The 26,276-nt window shown below is 35.1% G+C and carries 21 protein-coding genes; 7 read left to right on the plus strand and 14 right to left on the minus strand.

The window, feature by feature from the left end:
• Positions 1–72 precede the first annotated feature (72 nt).
• Positions 73–228: a DUF1540 domain-containing protein gene (locus BM012_RS15335; protein WP_019391053.1), complete on the minus strand. Its 156-nt coding sequence runs from the start codon at positions 226–228 to the stop codon at positions 73–75.
• A gap of 302 nt (positions 229–530) precedes the next feature.
• Here BM012_RS15335 and BM012_RS15340 point away from each other — a divergent pair, with 302 nt between their 5' ends.
• Both BM012_RS15340 and BM012_RS15345 read left to right on the plus strand, forming a co-directional pair.
• Entirely contained in the window at positions 531–1,535 is a 1,005-nt protein-coding gene (locus BM012_RS15340; RefSeq protein WP_061805684.1) for a DUF3231 family protein, read from the plus strand.
• A gap of 66 nt (positions 1,536–1,601) precedes the next feature.
• Positions 1,602–2,069 (plus strand): hypothetical protein, encoded by a 468-nt coding sequence (locus BM012_RS15345; RefSeq protein WP_061805683.1) that lies wholly within the window; start codon positions 1,602–1,604, stop codon positions 2,067–2,069.
• A gap of 334 nt (positions 2,070–2,403) precedes the next feature.
• Here BM012_RS15345 and BM012_RS15350 read toward each other — a convergent pair whose 3' ends face one another.
• The 8 genes from BM012_RS15350 to BM012_RS15385 form a co-directional block, all read right to left on the minus strand.
• Positions 2,404–4,005: a subtype B tannase gene (locus tag BM012_RS15350; protein WP_061805682.1), complete on the minus strand. Its 1,602-nt coding sequence runs from the start codon at positions 4,003–4,005 to the stop codon at positions 2,404–2,406.
• Between the two features lie 333 nt (positions 4,006–4,338).
• Positions 4,339–4,995: a 2OG-Fe(II) oxygenase gene (locus tag BM012_RS15355; protein WP_061805681.1), complete on the minus strand. Its 657-nt coding sequence runs from the start codon at positions 4,993–4,995 to the stop codon at positions 4,339–4,341.
• 157 nt (positions 4,996–5,152) lie between these two features.
• A complete protein-coding gene (locus BM012_RS15360; RefSeq protein ID WP_235606194.1) occupies positions 5,153–6,025 on the minus strand; it encodes an alpha/beta fold hydrolase in 873 nt (290 codons plus the stop codon).
• Positions 6,026–6,473: 448 nt separating this feature from the next.
• Positions 6,474–7,052 (minus strand): TetR/AcrR family transcriptional regulator, encoded by a 579-nt coding sequence (locus BM012_RS15365; protein ID WP_061805680.1) that lies wholly within the window; start codon positions 7,050–7,052, stop codon positions 6,474–6,476.
• A 115-nt stretch (positions 7,053–7,167) separates the two neighbouring features.
• Complete coding sequence (locus BM012_RS15370) at positions 7,168–8,814, minus strand: amidohydrolase (RefSeq protein ID WP_061805679.1); 1,647 nt, start codon at positions 8,812–8,814, stop codon at positions 7,168–7,170.
• Positions 8,815–8,866: 52 nt separating this feature from the next.
• Entirely contained in the window at positions 8,867–10,222 is a 1,356-nt protein-coding gene (locus tag BM012_RS15375; protein ID WP_061805678.1) for an APC family permease, read from the minus strand.
• Between the two features lie 478 nt (positions 10,223–10,700).
• Entirely contained in the window at positions 10,701–11,819 is a 1,119-nt protein-coding gene (gene aguA, locus BM012_RS15380) for an agmatine deiminase (protein WP_074842843.1), read from the minus strand.
• 104 nt (positions 11,820–11,923) lie between these two features.
• Positions 11,924–13,321: a sigma-54 interaction domain-containing protein gene (locus BM012_RS15385; protein ID WP_061805677.1), complete on the minus strand. Its 1,398-nt coding sequence runs from the start codon at positions 13,319–13,321 to the stop codon at positions 11,924–11,926.
• A gap of 158 nt (positions 13,322–13,479) precedes the next feature.
• Between BM012_RS15385 and BM012_RS15390 the strand changes: the two genes are divergently transcribed.
• Genes BM012_RS15390 through BM012_RS15405 form a run of 4 tightly spaced genes read left to right on the plus strand, consistent with a single transcriptional unit; the run spans position 13,480 to position 18,955 of the window.
• Positions 13,480–14,727: a M20 family metallo-hydrolase gene (locus tag BM012_RS15390; protein WP_061805676.1), complete on the plus strand. Its 1,248-nt coding sequence runs from the start codon at positions 13,480–13,482 to the stop codon at positions 14,725–14,727.
• Between the two features lie 18 nt (positions 14,728–14,745).
• The gene (locus BM012_RS15395) at positions 14,746–16,116 is read left to right on the plus strand and encodes an aminotransferase family protein (RefSeq protein ID WP_061805675.1); all 1,371 of its coding nucleotides are present in this window, start codon (positions 14,746–14,748) and stop codon (positions 16,114–16,116) included.
• 13 nt (positions 16,117–16,129) lie between these two features.
• Positions 16,130–17,599: an aldehyde dehydrogenase family protein gene (locus BM012_RS15400; protein WP_321170007.1), complete on the plus strand. Its 1,470-nt coding sequence runs from the start codon at positions 16,130–16,132 to the stop codon at positions 17,597–17,599.
• A 15-nt stretch (positions 17,600–17,614) separates the two neighbouring features.
• Positions 17,615–18,955: an APC family permease gene (locus tag BM012_RS15405; protein WP_061805673.1), complete on the plus strand. Its 1,341-nt coding sequence runs from the start codon at positions 17,615–17,617 to the stop codon at positions 18,953–18,955.
• Between the two features lie 293 nt (positions 18,956–19,248).
• Here BM012_RS15405 and BM012_RS15410 read toward each other — a convergent pair whose 3' ends face one another.
• Positions 19,249–20,880 (minus strand): FAD-dependent oxidoreductase, encoded by a 1,632-nt coding sequence (locus BM012_RS15410; protein WP_061805672.1) that lies wholly within the window; start codon positions 20,878–20,880, stop codon positions 19,249–19,251.
• A 431-nt stretch (positions 20,881–21,311) separates the two neighbouring features.
• Between BM012_RS15410 and BM012_RS15415 the strand changes: the two genes are divergently transcribed.
• Positions 21,312–22,307 (plus strand): DUF3231 family protein, encoded by a 996-nt coding sequence (locus BM012_RS15415; protein ID WP_061805671.1) that lies wholly within the window; start codon positions 21,312–21,314, stop codon positions 22,305–22,307.
• A gap of 103 nt (positions 22,308–22,410) precedes the next feature.
• On the opposite strand, the gene BM012_RS15420 is transcribed toward BM012_RS15415, so the two are convergent.
• The 4 genes from BM012_RS15420 to BM012_RS15435 all read right to left on the minus strand — a co-directional run bounded on the left by BM012_RS15420 (position 22,411) and on the right by BM012_RS15435 (position 25,947).
• Positions 22,411–23,301, minus strand: coding sequence for an AraC family transcriptional regulator (locus tag BM012_RS15420; protein WP_061805670.1), 891 nt, complete (start codon positions 23,299–23,301; stop codon positions 22,411–22,413).
• Positions 23,302–23,940: 639 nt separating this feature from the next.
• The gene (locus BM012_RS15425; protein WP_061805669.1) at positions 23,941–24,582 is read right to left on the minus strand and encodes a restriction endonuclease; all 642 of its coding nucleotides are present in this window, start codon (positions 24,580–24,582) and stop codon (positions 23,941–23,943) included.
• 333 nt (positions 24,583–24,915) lie between these two features.
• Positions 24,916–25,671 carry a type IV secretory system conjugative DNA transfer family protein gene (locus BM012_RS15430; RefSeq protein WP_061805668.1) on the minus strand — a complete coding sequence of 252 codons (756 nt, stop codon included), beginning with the start codon at positions 25,669–25,671 and terminating at the stop codon, positions 24,916–24,918.
• A gap of 18 nt (positions 25,672–25,689) precedes the next feature.
• Positions 25,690–25,947 (minus strand): helix-turn-helix domain-containing protein, encoded by a 258-nt coding sequence (locus BM012_RS15435; protein WP_074842845.1) that lies wholly within the window; start codon positions 25,945–25,947, stop codon positions 25,690–25,692.
• Between the last annotated feature and the right edge of the window lie 329 nt (positions 25,948–26,276).

Consider the following 26,276-nt stretch of genomic DNA (forward strand, 5'->3'; position numbering starts at 1 on the left):
ATGAAAATCATTTTCATTGCCAATAATACAGCTAATAAAAGGTAACCAGACGTCTGGTTACCTTTTAAAAAATTAATGTTGTGGTTTAAATGTTTTGCAGTCTGTTTCTTCACTATTTGATGCTTCTTCACCCTTATGACTTACTACATAAATCGCGTCTGCCTTACACTTATTTCCAGAACCCCAATACGTACAATTGCTGACTTCACAAAGAACATCTTGAGCCATTGTTTACACCTCCTTTTTTGTTATTATTAACAGATATAATATAGTCAATACTATTTGTGTATCTTATACAAACCTAATTACCATAATGTGATTTATCAGAAGCATCCCTTTGGAAGTAATTATTACAAAAGGTTTTGTATTAAAAATGGTCAATAAGTTTTTTTATAATGGTACTGATTATTGAAGAACAAAACGATTGTAGCTATCTCATATAATGGCGATCAGCAAAAATATTTTATGGGATAATTAATAACTATTTGAAGCACAATTTAATTAAAGAAACGAAACGGAGGTAGAGTACTGTGAAAGATAAAAATCCCATAAGTGCATCAGAGATCGGTACCCTTTGGCTTACATATCAAGAAAAAACCATGATCTTAAGAATATTAGAGTATTTCATTGAAAAAGCTGATGATCAACAAGCTAAAAATATAATGGGAGGCTTATGGCAAGAACTAAGTTACTATGTAACAAAAATAAAGAACATTTTTCAAGAGCAAGGTATAGCTATACCTATTGGATTTACTGACACAGATGTTAATTTAGAAGCCCCTAAGTTATATGACAATGGATTTGATATTATGTTCGTACGTATTTTAAAAGAAATTAGTATGGGCATGTACACACTTAATATGAATATGTCTTATCAAGATGAGGTTATGGAAATTTATGAAGGTTTGACTTCGACCACCCAAAAAATTTATAAGTCATCTACTCTTTATTTACTTGAAAAAGGAATTCTTACCCTTCCACCTAAGGTGACAATGCCTAAGTCCTCTGAGTTTGTTGAAAGTAAAAACTATTTAAATGGATTTAATCTTTTTAATAAAAAAAGAGCTTTAAATGACATTGAACTAGGTTATCTTCATCATGGAATCGAAACAAATAATATTGGAATGCAGCTGATTACTGGGTTCGCACAATGTGCAACAAACAAAGAAGTTAAACAATATTTTGTGAAAGGAAAAGAACTAGCTAAGAAACAAATAAAAGTATTTGAAGACATTCTTCTTCAAAATGATGTTCAGTTTTCTGCCACTTCTGGAAGTACTGTAACACCTTCTAAAGTAGCTCCATTTTCACAAAAGCTTATGATGTTCTGCATTTATCTTCTAAATGGTTTTGGACTTGTAGGAAGTAGTTTTGGAACCATTTTCAGTTTGAGAAAAGATGTATCGATGAAAACGACATTAATCGCGAAGGATATCTACTTCTATGCTGATGAGGGAGTTAAAATTATGATTGAAAACGGTTGGCTAGAGGAACCACCGCAAATGGAAGATCGAGCAAAATTAATGAAGGATTAACCATCACAAAATTAAATCGTATATGAGTTGACCACTCTAGAAAAATAAAAAATAGAAGTGAAGAAAATGACCAAAAAGGGATTAGAAAGTATTTTTTGGAGCATAGCATTACCAGGTTTTCCTCAACTCATGAATGGAAAACTTGTAAAAGGAATTCTATTTATTGGATTAGAAATATTAATCAATGTTCAGTCTAATTTTAATACAGTTATCATATTAAGCTTTCAAGGAGCAATTGAAAAAGCAATTGCGCAAACCAATTACCAATGGTTAATGTTTTACCCCTGCCTTTATTTTTTTGCAATGTGGGATGCTTATAGAGATGTCGAGGGTGAAAGTTCTCCTTTCATGTTTATCCCATTCGTATTCTCCGCCTATTTTGTTACAGTTGGAGTCATTTACTCCTCTACGTTTACGATAAAGAATATATTATTAGGACCAATATGGCTATCCTTTCTTTGTTTACCAATTGGCTTACTAGTTGGAATGACTATAAAGAAAATAATTCTTTGGAAAATAGAAAACTCCACCTAATAAAAGCCTCTTTTTTAATGAGAAACATAGGACTAAACACAAATTCCTATTTATTAACTTGTTCTTCTATCGTTTTGTAACAATCAGAGAATGAAGTAGCTATTAAGTTTATAGGCTGGAATCTAAAAAGAGCCATTTACGCTCTGGTGTAAATACGCCGGATGAGGTACCTCATTATCCTCTCTCTTTTTACAATTCAAGCTAATATAAGCAAGATAATCAATAAAACAGAAAAGAACAGACAGTAAAAATTCTGTCTGTTTCTCAAAATCTAACATGTGTATTAAAACTAAAAGGTGAACTTCTTCTTTGTATGATAGTCTATTGAACATAATCAAGAACTTTTTGCGTTCTTATTTACATTACTACCCTTTCCGTTGTTGGATGTGTTAGCTAACTTTTTACCATTAGAAGATGAAGAAGCTTTTGATGATGCAACAATACTATCTGTCCAATCAAATAGCTCATCTAAGTCATAATCTCCGCCGTGCGATTGGTCCCAAGGCATAGAGAAATCAACATTGAACCCGCTGTTTTCCAATTTTGCTGATAAAAGAGTTGGAACAGCGAGAGAAGTATCATTATCTACTGTGCCCTGACGAATACGCCAATACGAAGAAGTAGTAGTTCCCTTTGTTCCGATATAGTACAGCGGGTTCAACATTTTTATCACGGAAGCGTCCGCAAGAGTACTGCTCACTGTGCTATTCTCTAAACCATACTGAGTAAAGTGCTGAGCCTTCGTAGTGGACGTACCAAACAGCTCATTCTCAGCATTGGTTAAATCCAAGCCATCAAACGCAGACGGAGTCTTCATTCTGCCGACATATTGGATGTATTGGTCAAAATCAAGGTCAGTCACTTTTCCACCTTTAATTGTAATCCATGTAAGAGAAGATAAATCGGTCCCACTGTCTAGTGCTTTTTGCGCAGAATCCATGACAAAGGATTTAACGTACTCTTTAAACGTACCGTTCCCGTTCTTATTTAATGTTAACGGTGTTCCATTAGAGTCGGTAAGCTTTAGACTATTCACATAGTTAGGGAACAGAGCACTTAGTTCGTTCGAGACTTGAATTTGATCTTCAGTCAACGTTCCTTCCACCATTTCTCTTTGAATGTGATAGTCGGTATCGCTAGAAATGACAAGCTTCTTATAATCATTGATACCATTAAACAGCCACTCATAGGCCATATCAGCATGATCTAAATCTGTGATTGCAGCGTAGGAAGATACGGCAAAGATGTCGTCGCGCTCATTTGCTGCTCCAAGTTTCTTTAAATAAGAGTCATAATCTTTACTATTACCAGTAGCACCAAGCAAAGCAGAGAGTGCACCGCCTGCGCTTGTCCCATTTGAAATAATTTTCTCAGCATCACCAGGCATAATTTTATCATTATAACGTAAATAACGAACCGCAGCTTTTAAGTCCACAATAGCTGCAGGAGCTTTACCTGTATATTCTCCACTTTCATTTTGTGTTGTTCGACCGCGTGCACCAGGCTCTGCTACCACATATCCTTTTGATAGTGCTACAAGTGCCGCATTTGGTTCCCCACTTCGTTCATCTAAGCCAGGACTCCCAGGCTCTGCAGGCATATACCCTCCAACTGTATTCGGAAAGAAGATAGGCGCGGTATCTACATTGTAGCTACCAATAGATGTTCCATCATAATACTCTTCAGGTACATAAATATTCATAATTTCATACTTCGTGTCAACAGGATTCTTGACATAAACGATTTTTTCATAAGCACGATAGGTAATCGTTTTTCCGTCTACTGTTGCTGTCTCTTCTGTGTAGTTATTCGAATTGAATTTTAAACTGTACTTTGTAATTGTATTAGTATCTGAATTAGCAGCCGAAACATTCATCAATGGCGCGCTTAGGAACCCACACACCAAAACAGAAGTAAGTATTTTTTTAGCTTTCATTTTTTAATCTCCTTCTCAAAAACTATATCTTTTTCTTTTAAATGGGCTTCCTGTATTAGAGGTGTATAATACACCATCTTTGTACCCTCCAATATAGATAGCTTATATCAAATTACTCTCCCATCATTACCTGTACTAATAAAAATCTGGAAGTGAATTAAATGGAACTAAACAAGAACTCAACTCCTTCCTTTCAGGTGAAACAGCACCTTTCCCTTTAGGTTTAAAATTTATTAATTACATGTATTATTGCGAATAAACCTTAAGAAAACCTTAAGATTTTTCTTTTAGGAATTGAAAGCAAAATAAAAAATCACGCTCTGCGTGATTTTTTTATCGAACTTTTTGTTTTCGCATCCACTGAGTAGCGACCCATTTTTCTCCTTTAACAACAGGCGCTCCCCCGTGAAGGGTGAGTTCATTAAGTTCGGTATTTTCATAAAAATATTCAAAATACAAAGCCATTCCTTTTTTGGGAGATACAGAGAAACCTAGCTTAGGAAAATAAGTTTCCCCACCCTCTTCAACATCGTTTAAGTACATAATTAATGTACTAATGCGATTGTTTTTAGATGCTTTGCTGGTAGAAGCGAAATAATCATGATGTGCTTTATATTCTTGATCAGGTAAGTATTTCAAAATTTGAAGGCCTTCAGCATGCTCAATAGATGGGCCCATTATATCAGAAATCCTCATTTCAATTGCATGTACAAGTTCGTTTTCGCTTTCTTCAAAAAACATGCCGCTGCTTGTTCTAATATTATTTACTTCACGTGCAGCACCAATTCTTGAACGTTTCATTTTATCTTTGGATAGTTGTATGAGTTCGTCACATTCTTCATTACTTAGGACATTCCCTAACACTAGAACAAGAGGCTCTTCTAAACGGGCGATAATATCAATCTCTCTATCTTTTAATTTAATTTTGTTTCCCGAATGGTTAAAAATCGTTTGTTCTTTAGTCATTAAAGATGTATGAGTTAGACTCATCTTTCATCGGCTCCTCAAAAGAATTATTTTCCTGAATCTTCACCTAACTATATGTAAACGTTTACCTATATAAATTATATCATAAAAGACAAGTAAATTCTGCTAGTAAAGTAAATAAAAAGACCGCTCTCATCTTAGAAAGCAGCCTGTAATCTACTCATTCATTTTTCTTTAAAAAGTCTCTCATAAAACGATTAACTTCTTGCGGCTTCTCATGTTGAGGCGCATGTCCTACACCCTCTAAGCGATGAATGGTTATATCACGCACATATTCGTCTATCCCATCTAAATTGCTATTTTCAAAAGCCGAATCCGCATCTCCCCAAATAATAAGCGTTGGAGATTCAAACATTGTATGGGGAAGCTTAGGCTGTATTTTTGTACTTTCCTCAAAAGGATAAAGGAAAATAGCACGATAGTAATGAAGCATGGATTTCATTGCTTCAGGCTGTGTCCAAGCCTCCACGTATTTTTTTTCATCTTCCTTTGTTAAATACCCTTTTTTTATTCCTGGCTCAGTTAGCAATTGTCTCATTTTCTCACAATTATTAGCTAAAAAGTATTCATGAGAATGAGGTTTCTGGAAGAATTCCATATAGCTGCTTGCTTTTCGCTGAGCTGGGTTTTCTGCTAGTTCTCTCTTAAATGTATAAGGATGAGGCGCATCAAACATAATCAATCTTTTTACATATTCAGGATACGTGTAAGAAAGGGCCCATGCAACCGCTCCACCCCAGTCATGTGCAACTAAAATACATTCTTTTTCTCCAAATGCTTTAATTAATCCTTTCACATCTTCTAGTAAAATAGCCATTTCATAGGATGAAATCTCTTCTGGTTTATCAGATAAGTTGTACCCTCTCATATCAACAGCTACTACACAATAATCTTCCGCAAATTCTTTTAATTGGTGATGCCAGTTGTACCAGAAATAAGGGAATCCATGTAAAAACAACATGAGTTCTCCTTCTCCTTCTGTTACGTAATGAATATTTACCTCATTCGCTTTTACATATCCATTTCTTAACATTCTATTCATCCTCCCCATCTAAACTTTTAACAGTTAGGCACTTTACTCCTCCTAATGTATTTTGACAATTTATCAAGTTTACAAACTTAATAATGGTGGAAAAAGCCTTATAAAATAAAGATGTGAAGTATTGAAAGGCACCTCTATTGATGGATAATTAAAAAGCTTAATAGTATGTAAAATTTTCATTAATCGTTTGGCTGGCTTTATTAACTGAATTGCTGATGTCCTTAATAAAGTTTGTGTATTTACGAAGTGAATTCAAATGACTTGTGAAAAGGTCTAAAGAACTGTAATTAACTTGACTTTATACAAAGTAAATGATTATATTTCAAATAAATTTTACGGATCCATTCATGAAATGAAAGACGAGATAGAGCATATTTTTCAGACTATAAATATTACAACATTCAATTATTTTTATATTCTAGTAAAGACCTTTATCATCTTATTCACCTATACCAAACCAAAAATTATCCCATATACTCTGTATTCTTGATTCCATCTTTTCAGGACCATAATAGGAGAATTCAATAAATATTCCGTCAATTAAACATAAATAAGACATAATTAGGTTTTCAATATTTCCTGAACGTATTTCTTTCTTTTCAATACCTTCTAAAAAAATAGCATGTAAAATAGACGAAAAAGAAGCTTCAGACGAAAGAAATCTCTCATTTAAAATATGTTTTAGATGCTTTGGCGGAAAAATCATAGCTCTTTTTAAAAAAGCTGATTCATCTTCATGGTGTTTATAATATTTACATGTGTCAAGAAGAATGTACTTTAATTTCTCTTTAGGAGATAATTCGTGAATCTCTTTTATAAGTTGATTAATGTTATAGATATGCTCCCCAAGAATAGATTCAAAAAGGCATAAATAAAGATCTTCTTTACTCTTAAAATGATTATATATTGATGGCTTCTGTATCCCTACTATCCTTGCAATTTCTGATAAGGTTGTTCCATCATATCCATACTCAGTAAAAAGTTTTAAGGAAACGGCTTTAATTTTATCCTTTGTCATTGTTAACCTCCATAATTTCTAATGTCATTGTATAAAATTATAAACACGTTCCCCCTCTAAATCTAATTCTTTGCATATTATCTTTCATTATAGGAAACTATCATAAATCACCTGATTACGAAGATGGTTCAGAAATCGAGACTTCTTTCTTTTCATAGACAATATTTCCATCTTTCATTGTAAGTTGTACTTTAGTTTCAAGAATCTCATGTGTTGGCACTTCAAAAAGATTCCTATCCAAAACGATAATATCAGCAAATTTTCCTACCTCAATTGTGCCTAACTCATGTTCCCTAAAACTTCCATGTGCTGGTCCTGCTGTGTAAGCTTGTAGTGCCTCACCAATAGTCAACTTTTGTTCAGGAAGCCATGTATTATGTGGATCTCCACTATTATCAATTCGTGTAACTGCCGTATATATTTGTCTCATAGGGTTTAGTGATATAGAAATGGGATAGTCTGTTCCCAAACATAAATGAGCCCCAGAGCTTAGCAGATTTTTTGCGAGAAAAATATTTCTCTCCCTTTTAGGACCGATAATGGCAGAATATACATCTCTTGATGAAGCGGCCATATGATCTGGTTGCATGGAAGCCATAACCCCTAACTTTGAGAAACGTTCCGTATCATTAGGATCAAGGACTTCGATATGTTCTATTGTATGCCTAGAATCTCTTTTCCCATTCTTTGCTATAGCCTGCTCAAAGGCATCTAAAGCTAAATGAATGGCAGCATCTCCAATAGCATGAAATCGTATTCTAAAACCGAGTTTGTCTGCCTCAATAACCCTATTAACTAAAATTTCTGCATCTAGAGCTGGGTGTCCATAAGAATCTGGTTGATCAGAATAAGGTTCTAGAAAATAAGCTGTATGTCCTGTTACTGTTCCATCCACAAACTGCTTTAGACCTGAGAATTGAAGATTTTTTGATTGATATTTATCACGGAGAATCTTTGCTTTCTCTAAGTCACCATCTAATTCAGGTGTAATATGAAATCTAGTTGTTAATTGTCCTTGTTGATCAAGTTTCTCATAGAGACTGTAATCTTGAATAAAATCATCTATTGGAGCGTATAGATCGTTAACAGAGGTAATCCCAAATTGAGCAGTCATTTCTAAAAATTTTTTTAGTAAAGCTTCTTTTTTGCTTTGCGTTAATTTTAATGCTTCTTTTAAAATCACCTGTTGAGCTTGTTCATATAAAATCCCTGTGAGTAAACCATTTTCATCTCTTTCAAAGCGACCAAAGCTTGGATCACATATATCTTCGTTAATTCCTGCTAAACTCATAGCCTTACTGTTTACCCATGTATAATGACCTTCAGCATGAAAGAGAACAACAGGTTGATTTGGGATCATAGAATCAAGGATTTTGTAATGTGGTTCTTGTTTATCATCCCAATAACCAGCATCCCATTGCATACCTATAATCCATTCACCTTCATCACATTCTTTTGAAAATTCCCAGACCTTTTTAGCTACATCCTCAGCTGACATAGCTTCAGATAGATTAACGCTATTTATACTTAATGAACCAAACATAATGTGAAGATGAAAATCATGAAATCCAGGCATAATGAGTTGGTTTCCATAATTTAATATCCTAGTCTCATTTCCAATAAGATGTTCAATTTCAGTTTTTGACCCTACACCTATAATTTTATTGTCTAAAACCGCAATTGAACCTGAAGTTGGTTTCTCCGTAAGCCCTGTAAATAGAGCATCACTTGAAATCACAATATCCGCTTTTTTCATACCCATATAAATTACCTCTTTCCTTATAAAATGATAAAAAACTACTTATATATAGACTTTACATAGAGCTTATATTTTTGTTTTGCAAATCAAATTCTGGAGGACGCTTTTTAAATATTTTTGTTAAATATAATAAATAAACAAAGCCAACAAGCAGCCAAGTCCCTCCTAAGAATAGAGAGTAAATGTTTAACTTAGTTATAAACAATAAAATAATAACAGCACCTATTAAAGGAATGAGTAAATTAAATATGATACTTCTCGGAGTCCTCTGCTTTTCTCTTATAAAATAGTGAACAATTACAGCTATATTCACAAACATAAAAGAGAATAGAGCTCCAAAGTTAATGAGAGAGGTAGCTGTTTCTATACTTAGAAATATGGCACTTAATGCAATACAAGCAATTATTAATAAGTTATAGATTGGTGTTTTAAAGGTTAAAGAAACATAACCAAAAACTTTTTTAGGAAGAACATTATCTCTACCCATCGCATACAATATCCTCGCTCCACTAGTACCTGAGGCTATAGCAGATGAGACTGAAGAGGTTAATACAGCAGAAACAAACAGACTATTCAGAAAATTACCTCCAGCATATTTTATGACACCTACTATAGCTGTATCAGGATTTTGAAACGTGCTAAACGTTGGAAATATAGCTTGTGCAAAATAAGTTGCTATGACAAAGAGTAACCCTCCTATTAATGTAATAGCAAAAATAGCCTTTGGGAGTGCTTTTTTAGGATCTTTAGTCTCTTCAGCCAACGTAGTAACCGCATCAAATCCGAGAAAACTAAAACATAGGAGAGGAACAACAGATAGAATGTTACTCCAATCAACACTTGCACTATAAAAAGGTTCTCTAGTAAATAGCTCCCCTGTGCCCTTTCCTGACATCAATCCCTGTATACAAAAGAAACTAAAAATTAGAATGAAAGAGATTTGGAAAAAGACAAGAAAGGTATTTACATTTGTGGCAATTTTAATTCCCAAAATGTTAACTATCGTCACAACTATCACAAAAAACACAATACAAAGCTCGATTGGAATTTTTGGAAAATACGCATTCAGCATAGTTCCAAAAAGTAAGGAACTAATCATAGGGCTAAACATATAATCTAGCAAGATTACCCATCCTACTAGAAAACCAAGATGTGAATTGATCCCTTTCTGAACAAAAACATAAGCAGAACCAATGGCAGGATAAACTTTAACCATTTTAGCGTAACTATAAGCAGTGAATAAGATGACCATTAAAGCAATAATATAAGCTGTTGGCACCATCCCTTTCGTTTGATTAATAGCAATGCCATATGTGCTAAAAACAGTAATAGGAGCCATAAAAGATAGACCAAATAAAACGATATGTCTTGTATTTAACAAAGGTTTCAGCTCAGATGTTTCTTTTGTCATAACACTCTCCTCCTTCATACGATAATGTCTTAAAATTTATATAAATCTCATTTTATGTAAAAACTACATGGAATCACAATGATTATAAAAACTATGATAATTATCTATATACTAGGGAAGAAATGAGAGTTTTTTAATAAGTAAGCTAGAATATACTTGTTTTTACAGGATAAAATTTTATAAGTAGGTGTATAGGAGTAGATCATCATTTATTTTTATTCTAGACTTAACACCCTACCTTATATTAACTACCGTTAGTTAGTATAGGCAGGATGTTGTCTTATGACTAATCACTTAATTAAGTGTCTTTACATCAAGAAATACTAAGGCATTTGAAGAGAAATACAGCTGGTTGTTTTTCTATTTTCCAACCTAAGAATAGCATATAGGTATATTTTATGTTGAAATTTGTCATCTTGTCTTACATAGACAAGATGATAAATTAACTTTTACTCCAATTTTCATTTAAAAGAACTATTTAATCATTTTTCTGAGACGTAGATGCAGGTTGTTGTTGTGTAATACAATGAATATTTCCTCCAGCTATTGGAAGCTCACGAGTATCTATTAAGATGACTTTTCGATCTGGATAGATTTCTTCAAATTTCTTTCGAGCTTTATCATCACTTGGATCATCAAATGAAGGAACAATTACAGCTCCGTTACAAAGATAGCAATTAATATATGTGGCAACAAAAGGCATGCCTTCTTCCCGTTTATAACTAGATGATGCAAAATCGATATTCTCACTTGCTTCCTTTGAAAGAATGAGTTCATTAGGTAATTCAATTTTATGAATGGTTAGAGATCTTCCCTTCGCATCTGTAGCTTCTCTTAGTATCTTATACGCTTCCTGATGAACATGGTATTGGGGATGATTAACATCTTCAGTCCAGCCGATAGCAACTTCTCCTGGACGAACAAAAAAAGCTAAGTCATCTACATGTCCATCTGTTTCATCTCCTATCAGTCCGTCTTTAAGCCATATTACTTTTTCAATGTTTAAATACTCCTTTAATTTATCTTCAATTTCACTTTTAGAAAGATGTGGGTTGCGGTTTTGGTTTAATAAACATTGCTCTGTTGTAATTAAAGTTCCTTCTCCGTCTACCGTAATAGATCCACCTTCTAAGATAAATTCTGTACATTCATAACAGTCTTTATTTTCGATTTCAAGAACTTTCTTTTTCACCATTAAATCAAGATCCCATGGAAAGTATAATCCTCCTTGAAGTCCTCCCCAAGCATTAAATCCCCAGTTTATTCCTCTTATCACTCCCTCCTCATTCTTTACAAATGTAGGACCAATATCTCTCATCCAAGCATCATTTGAAGAGATTTCTACAACTCGAACATGATGAGGAAGCATAGCTCTTGCATTTTCGTACTGTTCCGCGTTCACACCTACGGTAACAGGTTCAAACTCAGATATAGAACTTACTACTTTAGCAAAGACTTGTTGTGCGGGTTTTGCTCCGTTGCGCCAAGTATCTGTTCTAACAGGCCATAACATCCATGTACCTGCATGTTGTTCAAACTCCCCAGGCATTCTAAACCCGTCTTTTTTAGGTGTACTATTTGTAATTGATAAACTCACTGTAAATTCCCCCTTAAACCTTTCAGTTTCTGACAGTTATTTATAATGCAAGTTTTGTGCCAAATCATTTTCAATTTAATATTTAGAGATTAGTAAATAAAAAGTTATGAGATATTATATTTTTTCATTCGACGTACAACAGCAGATTGAGTCAAGCCAAGCTTCTCTGCCATTTTACGAGTAGATTTATATTTGGAATAAGCTTTTAAAATCATCTTACGCTCTATACTATCTAAATACTCAGAAAGGCTTTTTCCTTGTAACTCCTCTTCTTCTGCTCCTAAGGAAGCCGGTTCATCGTTAGGTTTAAGCATGTGGTATGGCAAGTCATTTTCTAAGATTTTTTCCTGCCTTACTGTAATAACAAGTCTTTCAATAAGATTTTCTAGTTCACGGATATTTCCGGGCCAGTTATAACGATAGAAAAAAGGTTGAACTTCTTTTGGTAGTACGACATTTCTTTGATATTTATAGTTATAAGTTTGAAGAAAGTGATGCGCAAGTGGGAGAATGTCTTCTCTTCGTTCTTTAAGAGAAAGAATCTCTATAGGAATGACATTTAACCGATAATACAGATCTTCTCTAAAACGTTTTTCTTTTACAAGCTGTAGTAAATCCTGGTTTGTTGCTGTAATTATCCTTGTATCGGAGTGCTGTAAAACTGTAGAACCAATAGGAAGAAATGACTTATCCTGAAGAAATTGAAGAAGTTTAGGTTGTAGTTCTATGGGGAATTCACCAATTTCATCTAAAAATAAGGTTCCACCAGATGCTTCTTCTATTAAACCTGTTTTTCCTCTACTGTTAGCCCCTGTAAAAGCTCCTTTCTTATAACCAAACAATTCTGACTCAATTAAATTAGCTGGAAGAGCTCCACAGTTTACTTGAACAAATGGTTGATTTCTTCGTTCACTTAGAACATGGACTTCTTTTGCGAACACGCTTTTTCCGACTCCTGTTTCTCCTTGTAATAGGATAGTAGCGTCAAAATTGGCGACTCTTCTTAAAAGATCCATCACTTCATTATGAGCGTCACTTGTTCCAATAAGTCGCTTTTCTCCTGTTTTGTCCCTTTTCTCACTTTTCATTTTCTGTAGTTCATTCCAGTATTGACTCATGAGAGTTTCTGCTTTTTTAAGTTTAAAAGCATTTTTAACCATCTCAGAAATATCTTTAACATGCACAATTACGTATTCTTCTCCTGTTTCCTCTACTTCAATTAAACTACCTGTAGCTAAATATTGGATTCCTTTTGAAGTTTGAGCCTTCGATATTGTTTTTCTTTTCTTTAGTACAATTTTTGTTACAGAAGGAGTAAATAAATTTCGTGCTTCTAGTTCATCAGCTGTTTTCCCAATAATATCTTTTCGCTTCACACCTAGTTGTTTTTCACTTGTTTGATTAATCCATAATGTTACTCCGCTTTTATTTGCTATGTAAATACCGTCTTTTAATTGATCAAGCATCATTTTTATTTCTGAGCTTAAAAAGATGGGGCTCATAGCTTTCCCTCCAATCCTATCTGAGTCGATATCGATTTATATTTGAATCAGTATCGATTCATTTTAAATTATTATTTTGAAAATTTCAATTAATTATCACCTTTTTATGTTGGCACGATACTTGCACCTAATTACAGTACGGAGGTGATTTAACAAATATGAATGGTTTAAATATTAATCAAAAAAGACTGCTCCAGTCTATAAAAGAAAGTTCCGCAATTGGAGCAACTCCTAATGGAGGCCTACATCGTTTAGCTTTATCAATAGATGATCAGCAAATGAGAAATCTACTAATCAATTGGTTTGAAAAAGAAGGATTATCTATTAGAGTAGATGATTTTGGCAATATGTATGGTAGACGTGAAGGAAAACATCACCATCAAATGCCTGTTGTTATTGGATCACATCTCGATACTCAGCCTTGTGGAGGACGTTTTGATGGAATTTTAGGTGTATTAGCAGCTCTGGAGGTTGTTCGTTCTCTGAATGAGGCAAATGTACAAACAGATTGTCCAATTGAAATTATTAATTTCACAAATGAAGAAGGAGCAAGATTTGAACCACCAATGCTAGGGTCTGGTGGGTTATGTGGTGTGTTTGAGAAAGATTTCATTTATTCTCGCCAAGATAAAGACGGAATAAAGTTTCATGATGCCCTTTCAGATATTGGTTATAAAGGACTAAAAGAGAATAGGTTACAAAAAGCTGAATACTTTATAGAACTACATATTGAACAAGGCCCTATTCTTGAAGAAGAACAATTAGAAATTGGAGTTGTAGAAGGAATTCAAGGAATTAGTTGGATTAGTATTACAGTGGAAGGCGAGATGAATCACGCTGGTCCGACACCAATGGAAAACCGTAAGGATGCAGTTGTAGCAGCAGCAAAGATGATAGAAAGCATAGATAAATTAGCACAAGAATATGAAGGTTTAAAAACTACAGTTGGACAATTAAACGTCTATCCTAACGTACCTAATGTTATTTCAGGAAAAGTTGAATTTATTGTTGATATTCGCCATGAAGAAGATGAACAGAGAGAAAGAGCTCTTGAAGTAATGAAACAGCAATTGAGCACAATCTCAGGTTTATGCAATGTAGAACTAACTTTTCATACCTCATGGGAAAATGATAGCGTTACTTTTTCTGAAAAAGTGATTGAGACAATTAGCAAATGTGCGGAGAAGAGAAATTTATCTACTAAAAGAATGTTTAGCGGTCCTGGACATGATGCCAAGTATATGGCTGAAATAGCTAAAACAGGGATGATATTTGTTCCAAGCCATCGAGGCATTAGTCACAATGAAGAGGAATTTACGAGAGATGACGACTTAGTAAATGGCGCTAATCTTTTGCTAGATGTTGTGTGTCAGTTATCTGGGGCAAAAACCCCAAAAACTATTTAATGAATAGGAGCGATATAGATGAAAAATCAAACTCTTTATACACTAGCTGAATTAGATAAACAACATATTTTACATCCTTCTACGTCCCCTGCTTTCAATCGAAATAATGGACCTACAATTATTTTTGAGCGAGGCGAAGGCCTTCATATCTTTGATATGGATAACAACAAATATATTGATGGTGTGTCTATGTTATGGAATGTAAATGTAGGACACGGTAATAAAGAGTTAGCACAAGTTAGCTTCGATCAAATGCAAAAGCTAGCTTACAGCTCGATGTTTTATGGATATTCAAATGAACCGGCCGTGAAACTTGCTGAGAAAATTACTTCTATGACACCGGGTGACTTAGACAGTGTATTTTATACATCCGGGGGTTCTGAATCTAATGATACAGCTTTTAAGTTAGCTCGTTTTTATTGGGAAAGAAAAGGATTAGCAAACAAAAAGAAAATTATTTCATTAAAAAGAGGATACCATGGTGTAACGGTTGCTGCTCAAAGAGCAACAGGTATTGAAGTATATCGTGCATTTTCAGGATCAGGAGATCCCGACATTATAAATGCAGAACCCCATTTAACTTCTTGTGAACTTGGTGATATTAATCATCCTTCTTATCAAAATAGCATTCGTGGCACTATTGAGCGAGAAGGCGTTAATCATGTAGCAGCTGTTATTATAGAACCCATTCAAGGTGCTGGTGGCGTCCACGTCCCTCCAGAAGATTATTTACAGGCTGTCCGTAAATTGTGTGATGAGCAAAATATTCTCCTTATTGCAGATGAAGTCATTTGTGGATTCGGTCGTACTGGTCGTTCCTTCGGTGTAAATCATTGGGACATTGTTCCTGACTTAATGTCTGTAGCAAAAGGAATTACAAGTGGATATGCTCAACTTGGAGCGGTTGTGATGCGAACACCTATTATGGATGCTATATGTGAAGTACCAGATATGCTTGCCCACGGATTTACCTATAGTGGTCACCCTACAGCATGCGCAGTTGGCTTAAAAAATCTTGAAATTATTGAAAGGGAAAACCTCATTGATCAAGCTGATCAAATGGGGAAACTTCTTTTAAAAGGATTTGATTATCTCAACGATAAATATCACTTCTTTCATAATGGTCGAGGACGAGGATTGTTAACTGGATTTGATTTAATAAAAGATCCTGAGCAAAATATCACATTTACACCAGAGGAAGCTGCCGCAATGAGTATTGTTGAAGAATGTAAAAAACGTGGATTGCTTATAAGAGGATTTGATTTCGAACCTGGGATGAACATTATAGCTATTGCTCCCCCTCTTATCTCACAACAAGATGATATCGAGACCATTATCTCGATTGTAGATGAATCACTCTCTGCTTATTCAAAACGACTTGGGTTATAAGGAGGAAACACTTGTGTTGAACATAACAAAAGAAGCATTGGATTTCTTAGAAGAACCTAAAACTCTTTTTATTAATGGGGAATGGTACTCATCCCCTATGACTGGTACTTTTGAAACATTTAATCCAGCTACCGGAGAACTTCTCGCTCGGGTTGCTGAGGCAACGGAAGAAGATGTAGATCGAGCTGTTTATGCAGCTCGATCTGCATTCGAACATGGAGAATGGGCTCGGATGGATGGTTCAATTCGTAGTCAATATTTATATAAGTTAGCAAACTTAATGGAAAGAGATATTCGCATTTTAGCAGAGATCGATACATTAGATAATGGGAAACCTATCGCAGAAATGCTAGGTAATGACTTACCAAACGCTATTGAGCAGCTTCGTTATTATGCAGGATGGACAATAAAATGGGGTGGTCAAACGATTCCTATGTCTCCTCAATATTTCACTTATACACAGCATGAACCAGTTGGCGTTGTAGGACAAATTATCCCTTGGAACTTTCCTATTATGATGGCTATTTGGAAGATCGCACCAGCTTTAGCTACTGGATGTACCGTCGTATTAAAGCCCGCTGAGCAGACTCCCCTTTCAGCTTTATATCTTGCTAAATTAATTGAAGAAGCTGGGTTTCCAAAGGGAGTTGTAAACATTATAAATGGAAAGGGTTCTATCACAGGCGAAGCACTTGTACAGCACCCTGATGTCGATAAAATTGCTTTTACAGGCTCTACCGCCGTCGGCAAAGCAATCATGCAGAAGGCCGCACAAACGCTAAAGCGTGTAACATTAGAATTAGGAGGAAAGTCTCCTAACATTATCTTACCTGATGCAGACTTAACGAAAGCTATACCTGGTGTATTTTCCGGAATTATGGCTAACCAAGGGCAAGTTTGTTGTGCCGGGTCTAGAGTCTACGTTCAAAGAGATTCTTATGACCTCGTTGTTCAAGAGTTAAAACATTATGCTGAGAATGTGAAATTAGGAAATGGTTTAGAAGAAGATACAGAGATGGGACCTTTAGTATCGAAAAAACAACAAGATACAGTTCTTTCCTACATCGAGAAAGGAGTTAATGAAGGCGCAACATTATTAGCTGGTGGACAAAAGTTAGACAAAGGTTGCTTTATCACTCCTACTGTTTTTACTAATGTAGATGATGAGATGACGATTGCGAAAGAAGAGATATTTGGTCCTGTTGTTGTCGTTATTCCTTATGATACACTAGAGGATGTTGTGTATAAAGCTAATAACTCCATTTACGGATTAGCAGCTGGAATATGGACAGAAAATGTAAAAAACGCCCACCAATTAGCAAGTAAATTAAAGGCCGGAACCGTATGGGTCAACTGTTATAATCTTACGAATGCAGCTGTTCCTTTTGGAGGATATAAACAATCAGGATATGGGAGAGAAATGGGATCGTATGCATTAGAAAATTATACAGAAGTTAAAAGCGTTTGGGTAAATTTAGATTAGAGAGGTTATCCTTGGATGAATAATTCAACTAAACAAGTAGCTCCAGAGCGTCAATTGAGGATGAAACATGTAGTAGCAATTGGCTTTGCTTATATGGCTCCTTTTGCCGTATTTGACACTTTTGGTATTGTCTCACATGTTACAAATGGGCTTGTCCCCCTTGCTTATTTTATTGTGTTTATCTCCATTTTATTTACAGCTCTTAGTTATCGGAAACTTGTGCAAAAGTATCCAATATCAGGTTCTGTGTATTTATATACAAAGAGAATTATTCACCCTTATGCCGCAATCCTGGTTGGATGGGTATCCTTTATCGCTTATTTAGCCTTACCTATGATTAATGCTTTACTAGCTAGTGTTTATTTATCATCAGGGTTTCCAAATGTTCCAAAGTGGGTGTGGGTCATTTCATTAATTACTTTTATTACTTTAATGAACTGTGTAGGAATTAAAATAGCGACAACCCTAAATACTTGGCTTGTTATCCTACAATTCATTGTTGTAATTGTTTTTATAGGTCTGTGTCTCAAAGATTTATTAACTACACCAGCTCAATCTATGCCTATTCATGATTTATTGCCAACACCTAATGAATTCCCTACTCTACTTCCTGGAGCAGCTCTCCTTACTTTATCTTTTGTAGGCTTTGATGCCATCACAAATCTATGTGATGAAACAATTAGGCCAGAAAAAACGATTCCAAAAGCTATTATCTTACTAGCAATAGGTGGACTAGTCTTTTTCGTTGTTGTTACCTATCTTATGCAATCTCTTTTTCCTAATGCTAGTCAGTTTAATAATTATGAAGCAGCTTCTCCCGAAATTGCCGTTCACTTAGGTGGGAACTTGTTTCTTGCTTTCTTTTTAGGGGCAGCTTTATTATCTTGCATTGCTTCTGGATTAGCATCACAGTTAGTAGCATCAAGATTTTTATATGCAATGGGGCGAGATGGGGCATTGCCTAAGCAAGTATTCTCTTATTTGCACCCTCGTTCTAAAACACCCCTTTTTAATATTCTAATAGTGGGATTACTAGCAGCAACTGCGCTTTTTTTAGATTTAGAAAAGGCAACAGCACTCGTTAATTTTGGAGCTTTCTCGGCTTTCGCTTTTGTTAACATCTGTGTTTTATATGCATATTTTAAGAGGAAAAAGAAACCCGCTTTTTTCGAGAATTTCCTATTCCCTTTCCTTGGCCTAGTTTTTACTGGTTTTCTCTGGATAAGTCTTAATCCTTTTTCTTTATTTATAGGAGGCATTTGGACTTTGTTAGGGATAGTTTATCTGATTAGTACAACGCGTTTCTTTAAGAAAGCACCTGTCGATCTTCACTATGATGAACTAAGTGGCATGTAGAACCAATATGTATTAATTTTTAAAACGGGTTTCACATTTAACTAATCTTGGAGATTCTGGTGTAAGGCCTGATATAATTCGCCTACCCACTGGTACAGAAGCTATTGATGCTCTTATAATTGATTTAAATCAAGCGTTAGAACAAAGCAGGAGAGCATAAGTATAGAATACTTCAAAACAGAATGATGGCTTCTTTTAACTTAAGATGTAAAAAGCAGGCAGTATCCCTAGGAAACTGCCTGCTTTTTCTAATCTATACTGAGGAGGCTTATCAGTTTCTTCTTGTGTAGGACCTATATTGTTTCACTTTCTTGTCCTAGGATTGTAGTCATAACTTGTTTAAGAATTACGTTAGGATTCAATATTCTCTCTTTTGTACGCCATGCTACAAAACCATCTGGTCTTATTAATACAGCACCTTGAGAGGAAACATTGTATACTGCTTCCCAATTACCCTCACACTCAACCAAATCACTCTCTGAACCAATGCCATAAACATTGATAAAAATGCCTAGGTGAGAAGCTACATCCTCAGCAGCAGTGCGCCAGCATCTATTATCTTCCCCCGTTAATAGGACAAAATTTTCACCTATTAAATCTAAGGTAGTTATATACTTATCTTGATACTTCAACCACATATGTGGAGCACGTGTACCTGGTTGTCCTTCTAACTCTAATCGATCCATTCTATGTGTATTGAGTTTTTCCTCAATGATGGCTCCTGAGCTATATTTATATCCTACTGTAATTGCAAGATGATCCATATTATTAAGATTGCTTACCCCTTTATTCATAGCCCTAAATAACAAATCACTGGCATATTTCGTTGTTTCTTTTACAACATGATGTCTTTCGTCATGATAAGTTTGGAGCAATCTTGGATGCGCTTGTTTTCGGATGACTGCTGCCAATTTCCAAGCTAAGTTATGGGCATCTTGAATCCCTGTGTTCGAACCAAATCCTCCGGTAGGTGGCATAAGATGAGCCGCATCTCCAACTAGAAAGACTCGCTTATCCCAAAAACAAGTAGCTGTCTTTTCCACAGCTGCCCAAGGTAAAATACTCAAAATAGCAATATCAAGATTTGAAACCCCTATAGCTTTTTTTATAATCTTATAGCACTCATCTTCAGAAAAATCCTCTGGGCACTGTCCCTTTGAAGGATCATAGGCTACATGGTAAATCCATTCATCACAATTATTAACTGTAATTAGCGCACCAAATGCTTCTGGATTTAGAATTTGGTAGAAACCAAACTGACTACCTTTCAGAAAATGACTTAGATTCGCTCGAAAATGGATATTCATATAATGGCCGCCTATTACCCCTCTTCCCGTCGTTGGAATGTTCGCATGTTTACGAATTGAGCTTTTAGCACCATCCGCCGCGACTAAATAATCACTTTGAATTATTTCTTCTGTTCCTGTCTCTCGATCCCTTATAGTCGCGGTAACCCCTAAATCATCCTGTTGGTATTCTATAAGTTCAGTATTAAAGCGTATATGCCCTTTTCTTTGTTCAATAGCTTGAAGAAGGATAGGCTCTATCTCTGTTTGATAACACGATGCTGCCTTTGAAGGACTAATTTTTTCAATCCTTTTAGCTATCTTTTCGTCAGTTGCCTTTTGTACACTCTCTACCTTTTTCAACTCCGCTAGGTCTATGTTTTGGAGTGTTTCCACAGCAATCCTTCCACGAATATGTTCTAACGGTTTACTAGCAGTACGGATAGCTGACTCTAATCCAAGTTGTCGAAATAACTCCATCGTGCGAAACGTAATTCCTCCAGCTTTTGGATGTATAGCGGTACTAGTATGCTTTTCAATGAGTAAATAATCAATGTTATGACGTGCTAAAAAGAGAGCAGAAGTGAGCCCGCTGAGGCCTCCTCCAACTATTAAAACAGGGGTATGCTTGTGTGTCATAGACAATTTCCTTTCAATTTTATATTTACCCATGGGTACCACTGAATTCAGTAATCAAACTATAATATAAAAAATTATAAAATTGTAGACTTTTATTAGATCATGTTTTATTATATAGATAGAGTACGCCCAAATAAGGGGTGCTTTTTTCATGAGTAAATAAGGCTTATCGTCTCATAAAAACGTGTAACGAATACATATTCTAGATAAACTACTCAAAGACGCTGTGAGACATCGACTAATCACATGAATATCTAAAAACCCCTCCTCCTCCCCCTAAGAAGTTTCTTCTTTTTTAGATATATACCCTATATGCTTTTAGTTACGATAACCGCGATAATCAGAAAGGTTATCCAAAAAGCGAATCTGTATGAAAGCTCAAAAGGAGGGCAAACTATGAAAAAATAGTTTTTATACGGAGGAAAAATAAATTGCAAGAAAATAACCACTTAACATCATCTGAAATCTCAAATTTATGGGCCCATTATATCCGTGAAACCTTATCTGTATGTGTAAATAAATATATGGTTCAAACAATCCAGGATCCTGAAATACATCACCTCTTTCAATCAGCCTTAAAAATTTCATCTCAACATATAGAAACCTTAAAAAACTTATTTAGGCAAGAAAAATTCCCAATTCCTAATGGATTTACAGAAGAAGATGTAGACTTAAAAGCTCCTCCTCTATTTACGGACGTTCTGTGTCTCAAATACCTTCATATAATGACTACCCATGGTCTTAACGAATATAGTTTATCGTTTACAGCTTCCATACGGGAAGATATCGTCGAATTTTATCAACAATGTAATCTTGATGCGATGGAGATTTATAAAAAAGCGAAAGATCTTCTTATCTCAAAAAAACTTTATCAACAACCACCTACATATGTAACACCAAAGAAAGTTAAGATCATAAAAAACTACAAGTATGTCACAAATATCTTGGGTAAACATAGACCTATGAATTCCATTGAAAGCGGACATATCTATTTTAATTTAAGTAAAGCCATAACTGCAAAGGCAATAATGCTCGCTTTCAAACAAGTCGCTAAAGACCCCACTGTATGTACATTATTGGAAAAAAGCCTACAAGTAAAAAATAAGCATATCGAGGGCTTCTCGTCATTATTAATCAAAGACAATCTTCATCTCCCTCAAACATTGGAGACAGAGATTACAAATTCCACGGTTTCTCCTTTTTCTGATAAACTGATGCTTCTTCAAACTGGGTTCCTTTTTGGAGTAGCCGTAACTTACTATAATGCTTCTGTCATTTCAAGCATGAGAGCCGATATTTCAGTACACTGTGAAAAGGCAGGGTTGAATAGTTTATGGATATATAGTCGTATTGGGAAAAGTATGATTGATCATAAGTGGATGGAAGAACCACCTAGAGCAGAAGATCGTAAAAAATTAGATGATTAAATCTTTTTAATGTTTAGTACTTTAATGTTACTTATAGAAATCTATAAATTAGAAGAGAAGGTTACATTTGTAACCTTCTCTTTCTCTCTATTAAAAATATTTATTACAATTCTCTACCATCATTATTTTTTAACACAGGTATCCATATCTCACTTTTAAAAGTTGGTGACGTTACATCTTTATGTTCATTCCATAAAATTTCTGGTCCTTCTACTTGTTCATAATTTGAGGATGGAAACCATTCAGAATAAATTCGTCCCCATACATCTTGTAATGTATCTGGGAATGGCCCAACTGCTTCGAATACCGCCCATGTTAAAGCAGGTACTTCAAGTTGTGTCAGATTATCTGGACATTCCTTAGTTGTTGCCACACCAATATAATGGTCAAGCTCCCCTTTTTCTTCCATTCGTCCCTCAGAAAAATTCACAGATGCGCTAAGCAGTCCTAATGGTTTAACATTAGAAAGTTTTTTGAGTTTATTTATCGTTTCATCATTTAAACTTTCCCACATAGCAGCAATATGTGGATTTACTCCGTGAAAAATGATAGGGACTCTCTCTTTAATACCTACTATACAAAATGCCTCTTTTTCTTCAATTCGATAGTTCATTTCATTTCCTCCTTTAATTGATAACTCGAAGGTCATTCGTGGATAGGCTTTAAGTAAATGGCCATTCTTTTTAGCTTCTGAAGGCGTTATCCCATGTAGATTTTGAAAAGCTCTTGTGAAAGAATCTGGTGAGTTGTATTGGTATTTTATCGCAACATCAATCACTTTCATGTTACTATTTTTAAGTTCGAATGCTGCAAGAGTAAGGCGTCTTCGGCGAATGTACTCTGACAAAGTAATGCCCGCTAGGAAAGAAAACATTCTTTTAAAGTGATATTCAGAACAAAAAGCCCGCCTTGCTACTTCTCTAAAATCCACATCGTTAGTTAGGTTCTCTTCGATATATTGTAAAGCTCCATTCATATTCTTAAGCAAATTCATTTATATGACCTCCTTTATGATCAGAATAGCAGGATTTAAATTGAGCTATCCGACATTTTGTGCACCATTATGTAGGTTTTCTTCTTTCCATGCATCTTAAGCAGCCTTTCGTTGTATCTTTCCTCTATTACACCTAAAAAACGACCTGGTGATGAAGTAAACCAAAAAATGAATCTCACCTTTCTAAATTGAATTTCAACATAGAGATACTTTGTTAATAACAAGGCTATTTCACCAGATATAGTAAGGGGTACATATAACAACTCTATCATTTCATCTATTTAGAAAACAGAAAAAGGAAGCATACGAGATAGAATCTTAGTTCACATAAACTTTTTCTTGAAGTTAAGAAGGTCCAGCCCTTGTTGTTTAAGGGACTGGACCTTCTATTTACTCTTCTTTATGCAGATTTTATCGACCTCTTATGTAGCAAACTTTCTCTACTTCTTCACCATAAAAGACTGCATGATAACGAATGAGTTTATACATTTTTTTGTGTAATATATAACTCCAAATCCCTTTTAGAAAACGCTTCCTATTTTATACCTCTTATATTATTCTAAGCGAAGAACTAATGTATATGTAATCACATTGCTTTGAATTGCCCACCTTTAATGATGATCTCTGTCTGCATGTAGGTTATTCTTTATTAATCGCCTCTGTATGCTCACATTGAGGAAAAGAAACACATCTAAAGAAACGTTCTCCATTTCTATGCCGTATGATTAGCAAGTTCGCACAAACTGGACATGTACGAGGCTCTGGCTTGACCTCTCGATAAATATCTTCGGCTGTATGTATAGGATTTACTTCTAAAATTAAAGCTTGAAGAGCATGACGGTCAAATAATTGCACATGACACACTTCGGCCAACACTTTAGCTTGCTTTGTGAAGAAACTATTTGTCATCACCCATGCTTCGTCAGCTTCATAATAGGCTTGAGCGCCATAGACTTCTTGAACAGCCGACTGGCTAACCTTGTTGTTAACGCCGTATCGCTTAGCTTGAATGACAATCTTCTTTTTCCCTTTCATAATTAGATCTGCTCCAGCATCTCCTGATTGAGGGGCAAGCTGCGCCTTATATCCTAACTGCTGAAATAAAGCTTTTAGATACATCTTAAATTGAAATCCGTCCATCTGATCAATGTAAGGAATCCCTGATTGCATTAAACGTCTCAATGCTTGTCGTTTTAGTAACGTACGATAAACATAGCGCATAAGTTGGAATAATACAATCAGAAGAAAAAAAATGATAAAGATAAATACGCTGTTTGCCATTTTGTGCAATCTCCTGTTCGTGTATAGGTTTATCCCTTCTTCTCATTTGATAAAAAAGTTCTTGTTATCGTCTTTAAATACTCTTCTTCAACTCCTCATTTTAATCTTTTTTAGGAGAATAGTAGATTGAAGCATGTAATTTTCTAATGATACCAACTATCACAACTAGTACTAAATTAAATCCAAAACTGATGCTGAACATAATAGCTAAAAAAACAAGCATTCAAGGAATGAGTACTTGTTTTTAAGCAATTTTGTATTTGATGGACGTGACTTTGTTTATATTCCTTCCACACCTTCGGAACCTTTGAATCAATAGTCTGTCCCTTGAGGTTAATGAGAAGAAGGAAGGAGCCATACAGGAACCTCTCTTGGCAGTGAAAAGAGATAGTGTGCATTGCATTCTTCTTTCGTAAAAGGCCCTTCAATAAAGGAAGCAAAGTATTCGGCATCTTCCTGACTTCTCGTACCAAATAACCCTTTAACACTATACTTTATCATCTGTTGTGTAGCTTCTTCGCCGTATAAATCCCGTAAAGAAGATAAGTGAAGCACCGTAAGAGAGAAATTCACATTATATTTTCTTCCTGCTGCTAAGAATAAAGGGAGATGAGGAACCTTGTAGGATTGAGCTTCATCCATCAGAACATGGATACCCTTATGATAGAACCCTTGTTCTTCGATTGCCTCATATAATGTATTTATCAAGTTGGTAAAAGTCTCCTCTTTCTCTTTATCTCCCTCTCTATGATCAAAATGGAGATAAACCACTGTTTTTTCTTTAACTAGCATCTGTGCTATATGTTTTATTGTTTCTTTATCCAATGAAAGAACAGGATAATCCTTTACAATATACCCCTGTTCTCGCTTTTCCTCTTGTGTAAAGTGATATCTTGTACCCCGAGGATCAAATACAAGTAAGCTTTTCTCTTTTTCGCCAAGAATATTCGGTAAAACATAAGTAGAGGTTTTTCCTGTAGCTACTTCTCCTATGACCAAAACATGTTTATGCTCTTCTAGTGAACAAGAAGCCTTTTCCTCTATTCCGCCTGATGGAGTGGCTGATTTCTTGATTTTATCAGTCTTCATTTTATTCTCCTCCTTCTATCATAGAAAGGCAGGTGCTTTGCCCTCTTCCTCTTTCACCGCCCCTTTTTCTTTATGATCTTGTAGGAGGTAGATTTCCTCCAATGTCAAATCCAATGCTTTAGCAATTTTTCGAATCGTTTCATACGTAGGGTATTTTCGATTTCCTCTTTCAAGTTGAGAAATCGTACATTGAGGAACCCCTGATACTTTCGCTAGTTCTAACTGAGTCCATCTTTTTTTCATTCTCTTTGCTCTGATGATATTAATCTCTTCCACCCCCTTAATTTAGAACAGTTATCTTTAGAGAACATTGAATATATAGACCATCTAGTCATTGCCTACATGCTTTTGTTGAAGAGTATGAATAAATTAGATTCTACTCAAAAGAACTATTTAATTATTTTTCTTAAATTTATAACGAGTAACAAGTCTTAACTATATGGTATAAAGTTTATGCAATTTAAGGTAGTGTCATTTTTTGAGGCTCTACCTTACCAGGGGGGGTTATAAATGCTCACCCTTTTTTTAGAGGAGGGACTATAAAAAGTAGTCCCTTTATACATGAAGTTATCCTAAAATAAAAAAGGTGATTACGCTTCATCGCG

The sequence above is a fragment of the Priestia endophytica DSM 13796 genome, from assembly GCF_900115845.1.
In the GTDB taxonomy this organism is placed as follows: Bacteria; Bacillota; Bacilli; order Bacillales; family Bacillaceae_H; genus Bacillus_I; species Bacillus_I endophytica.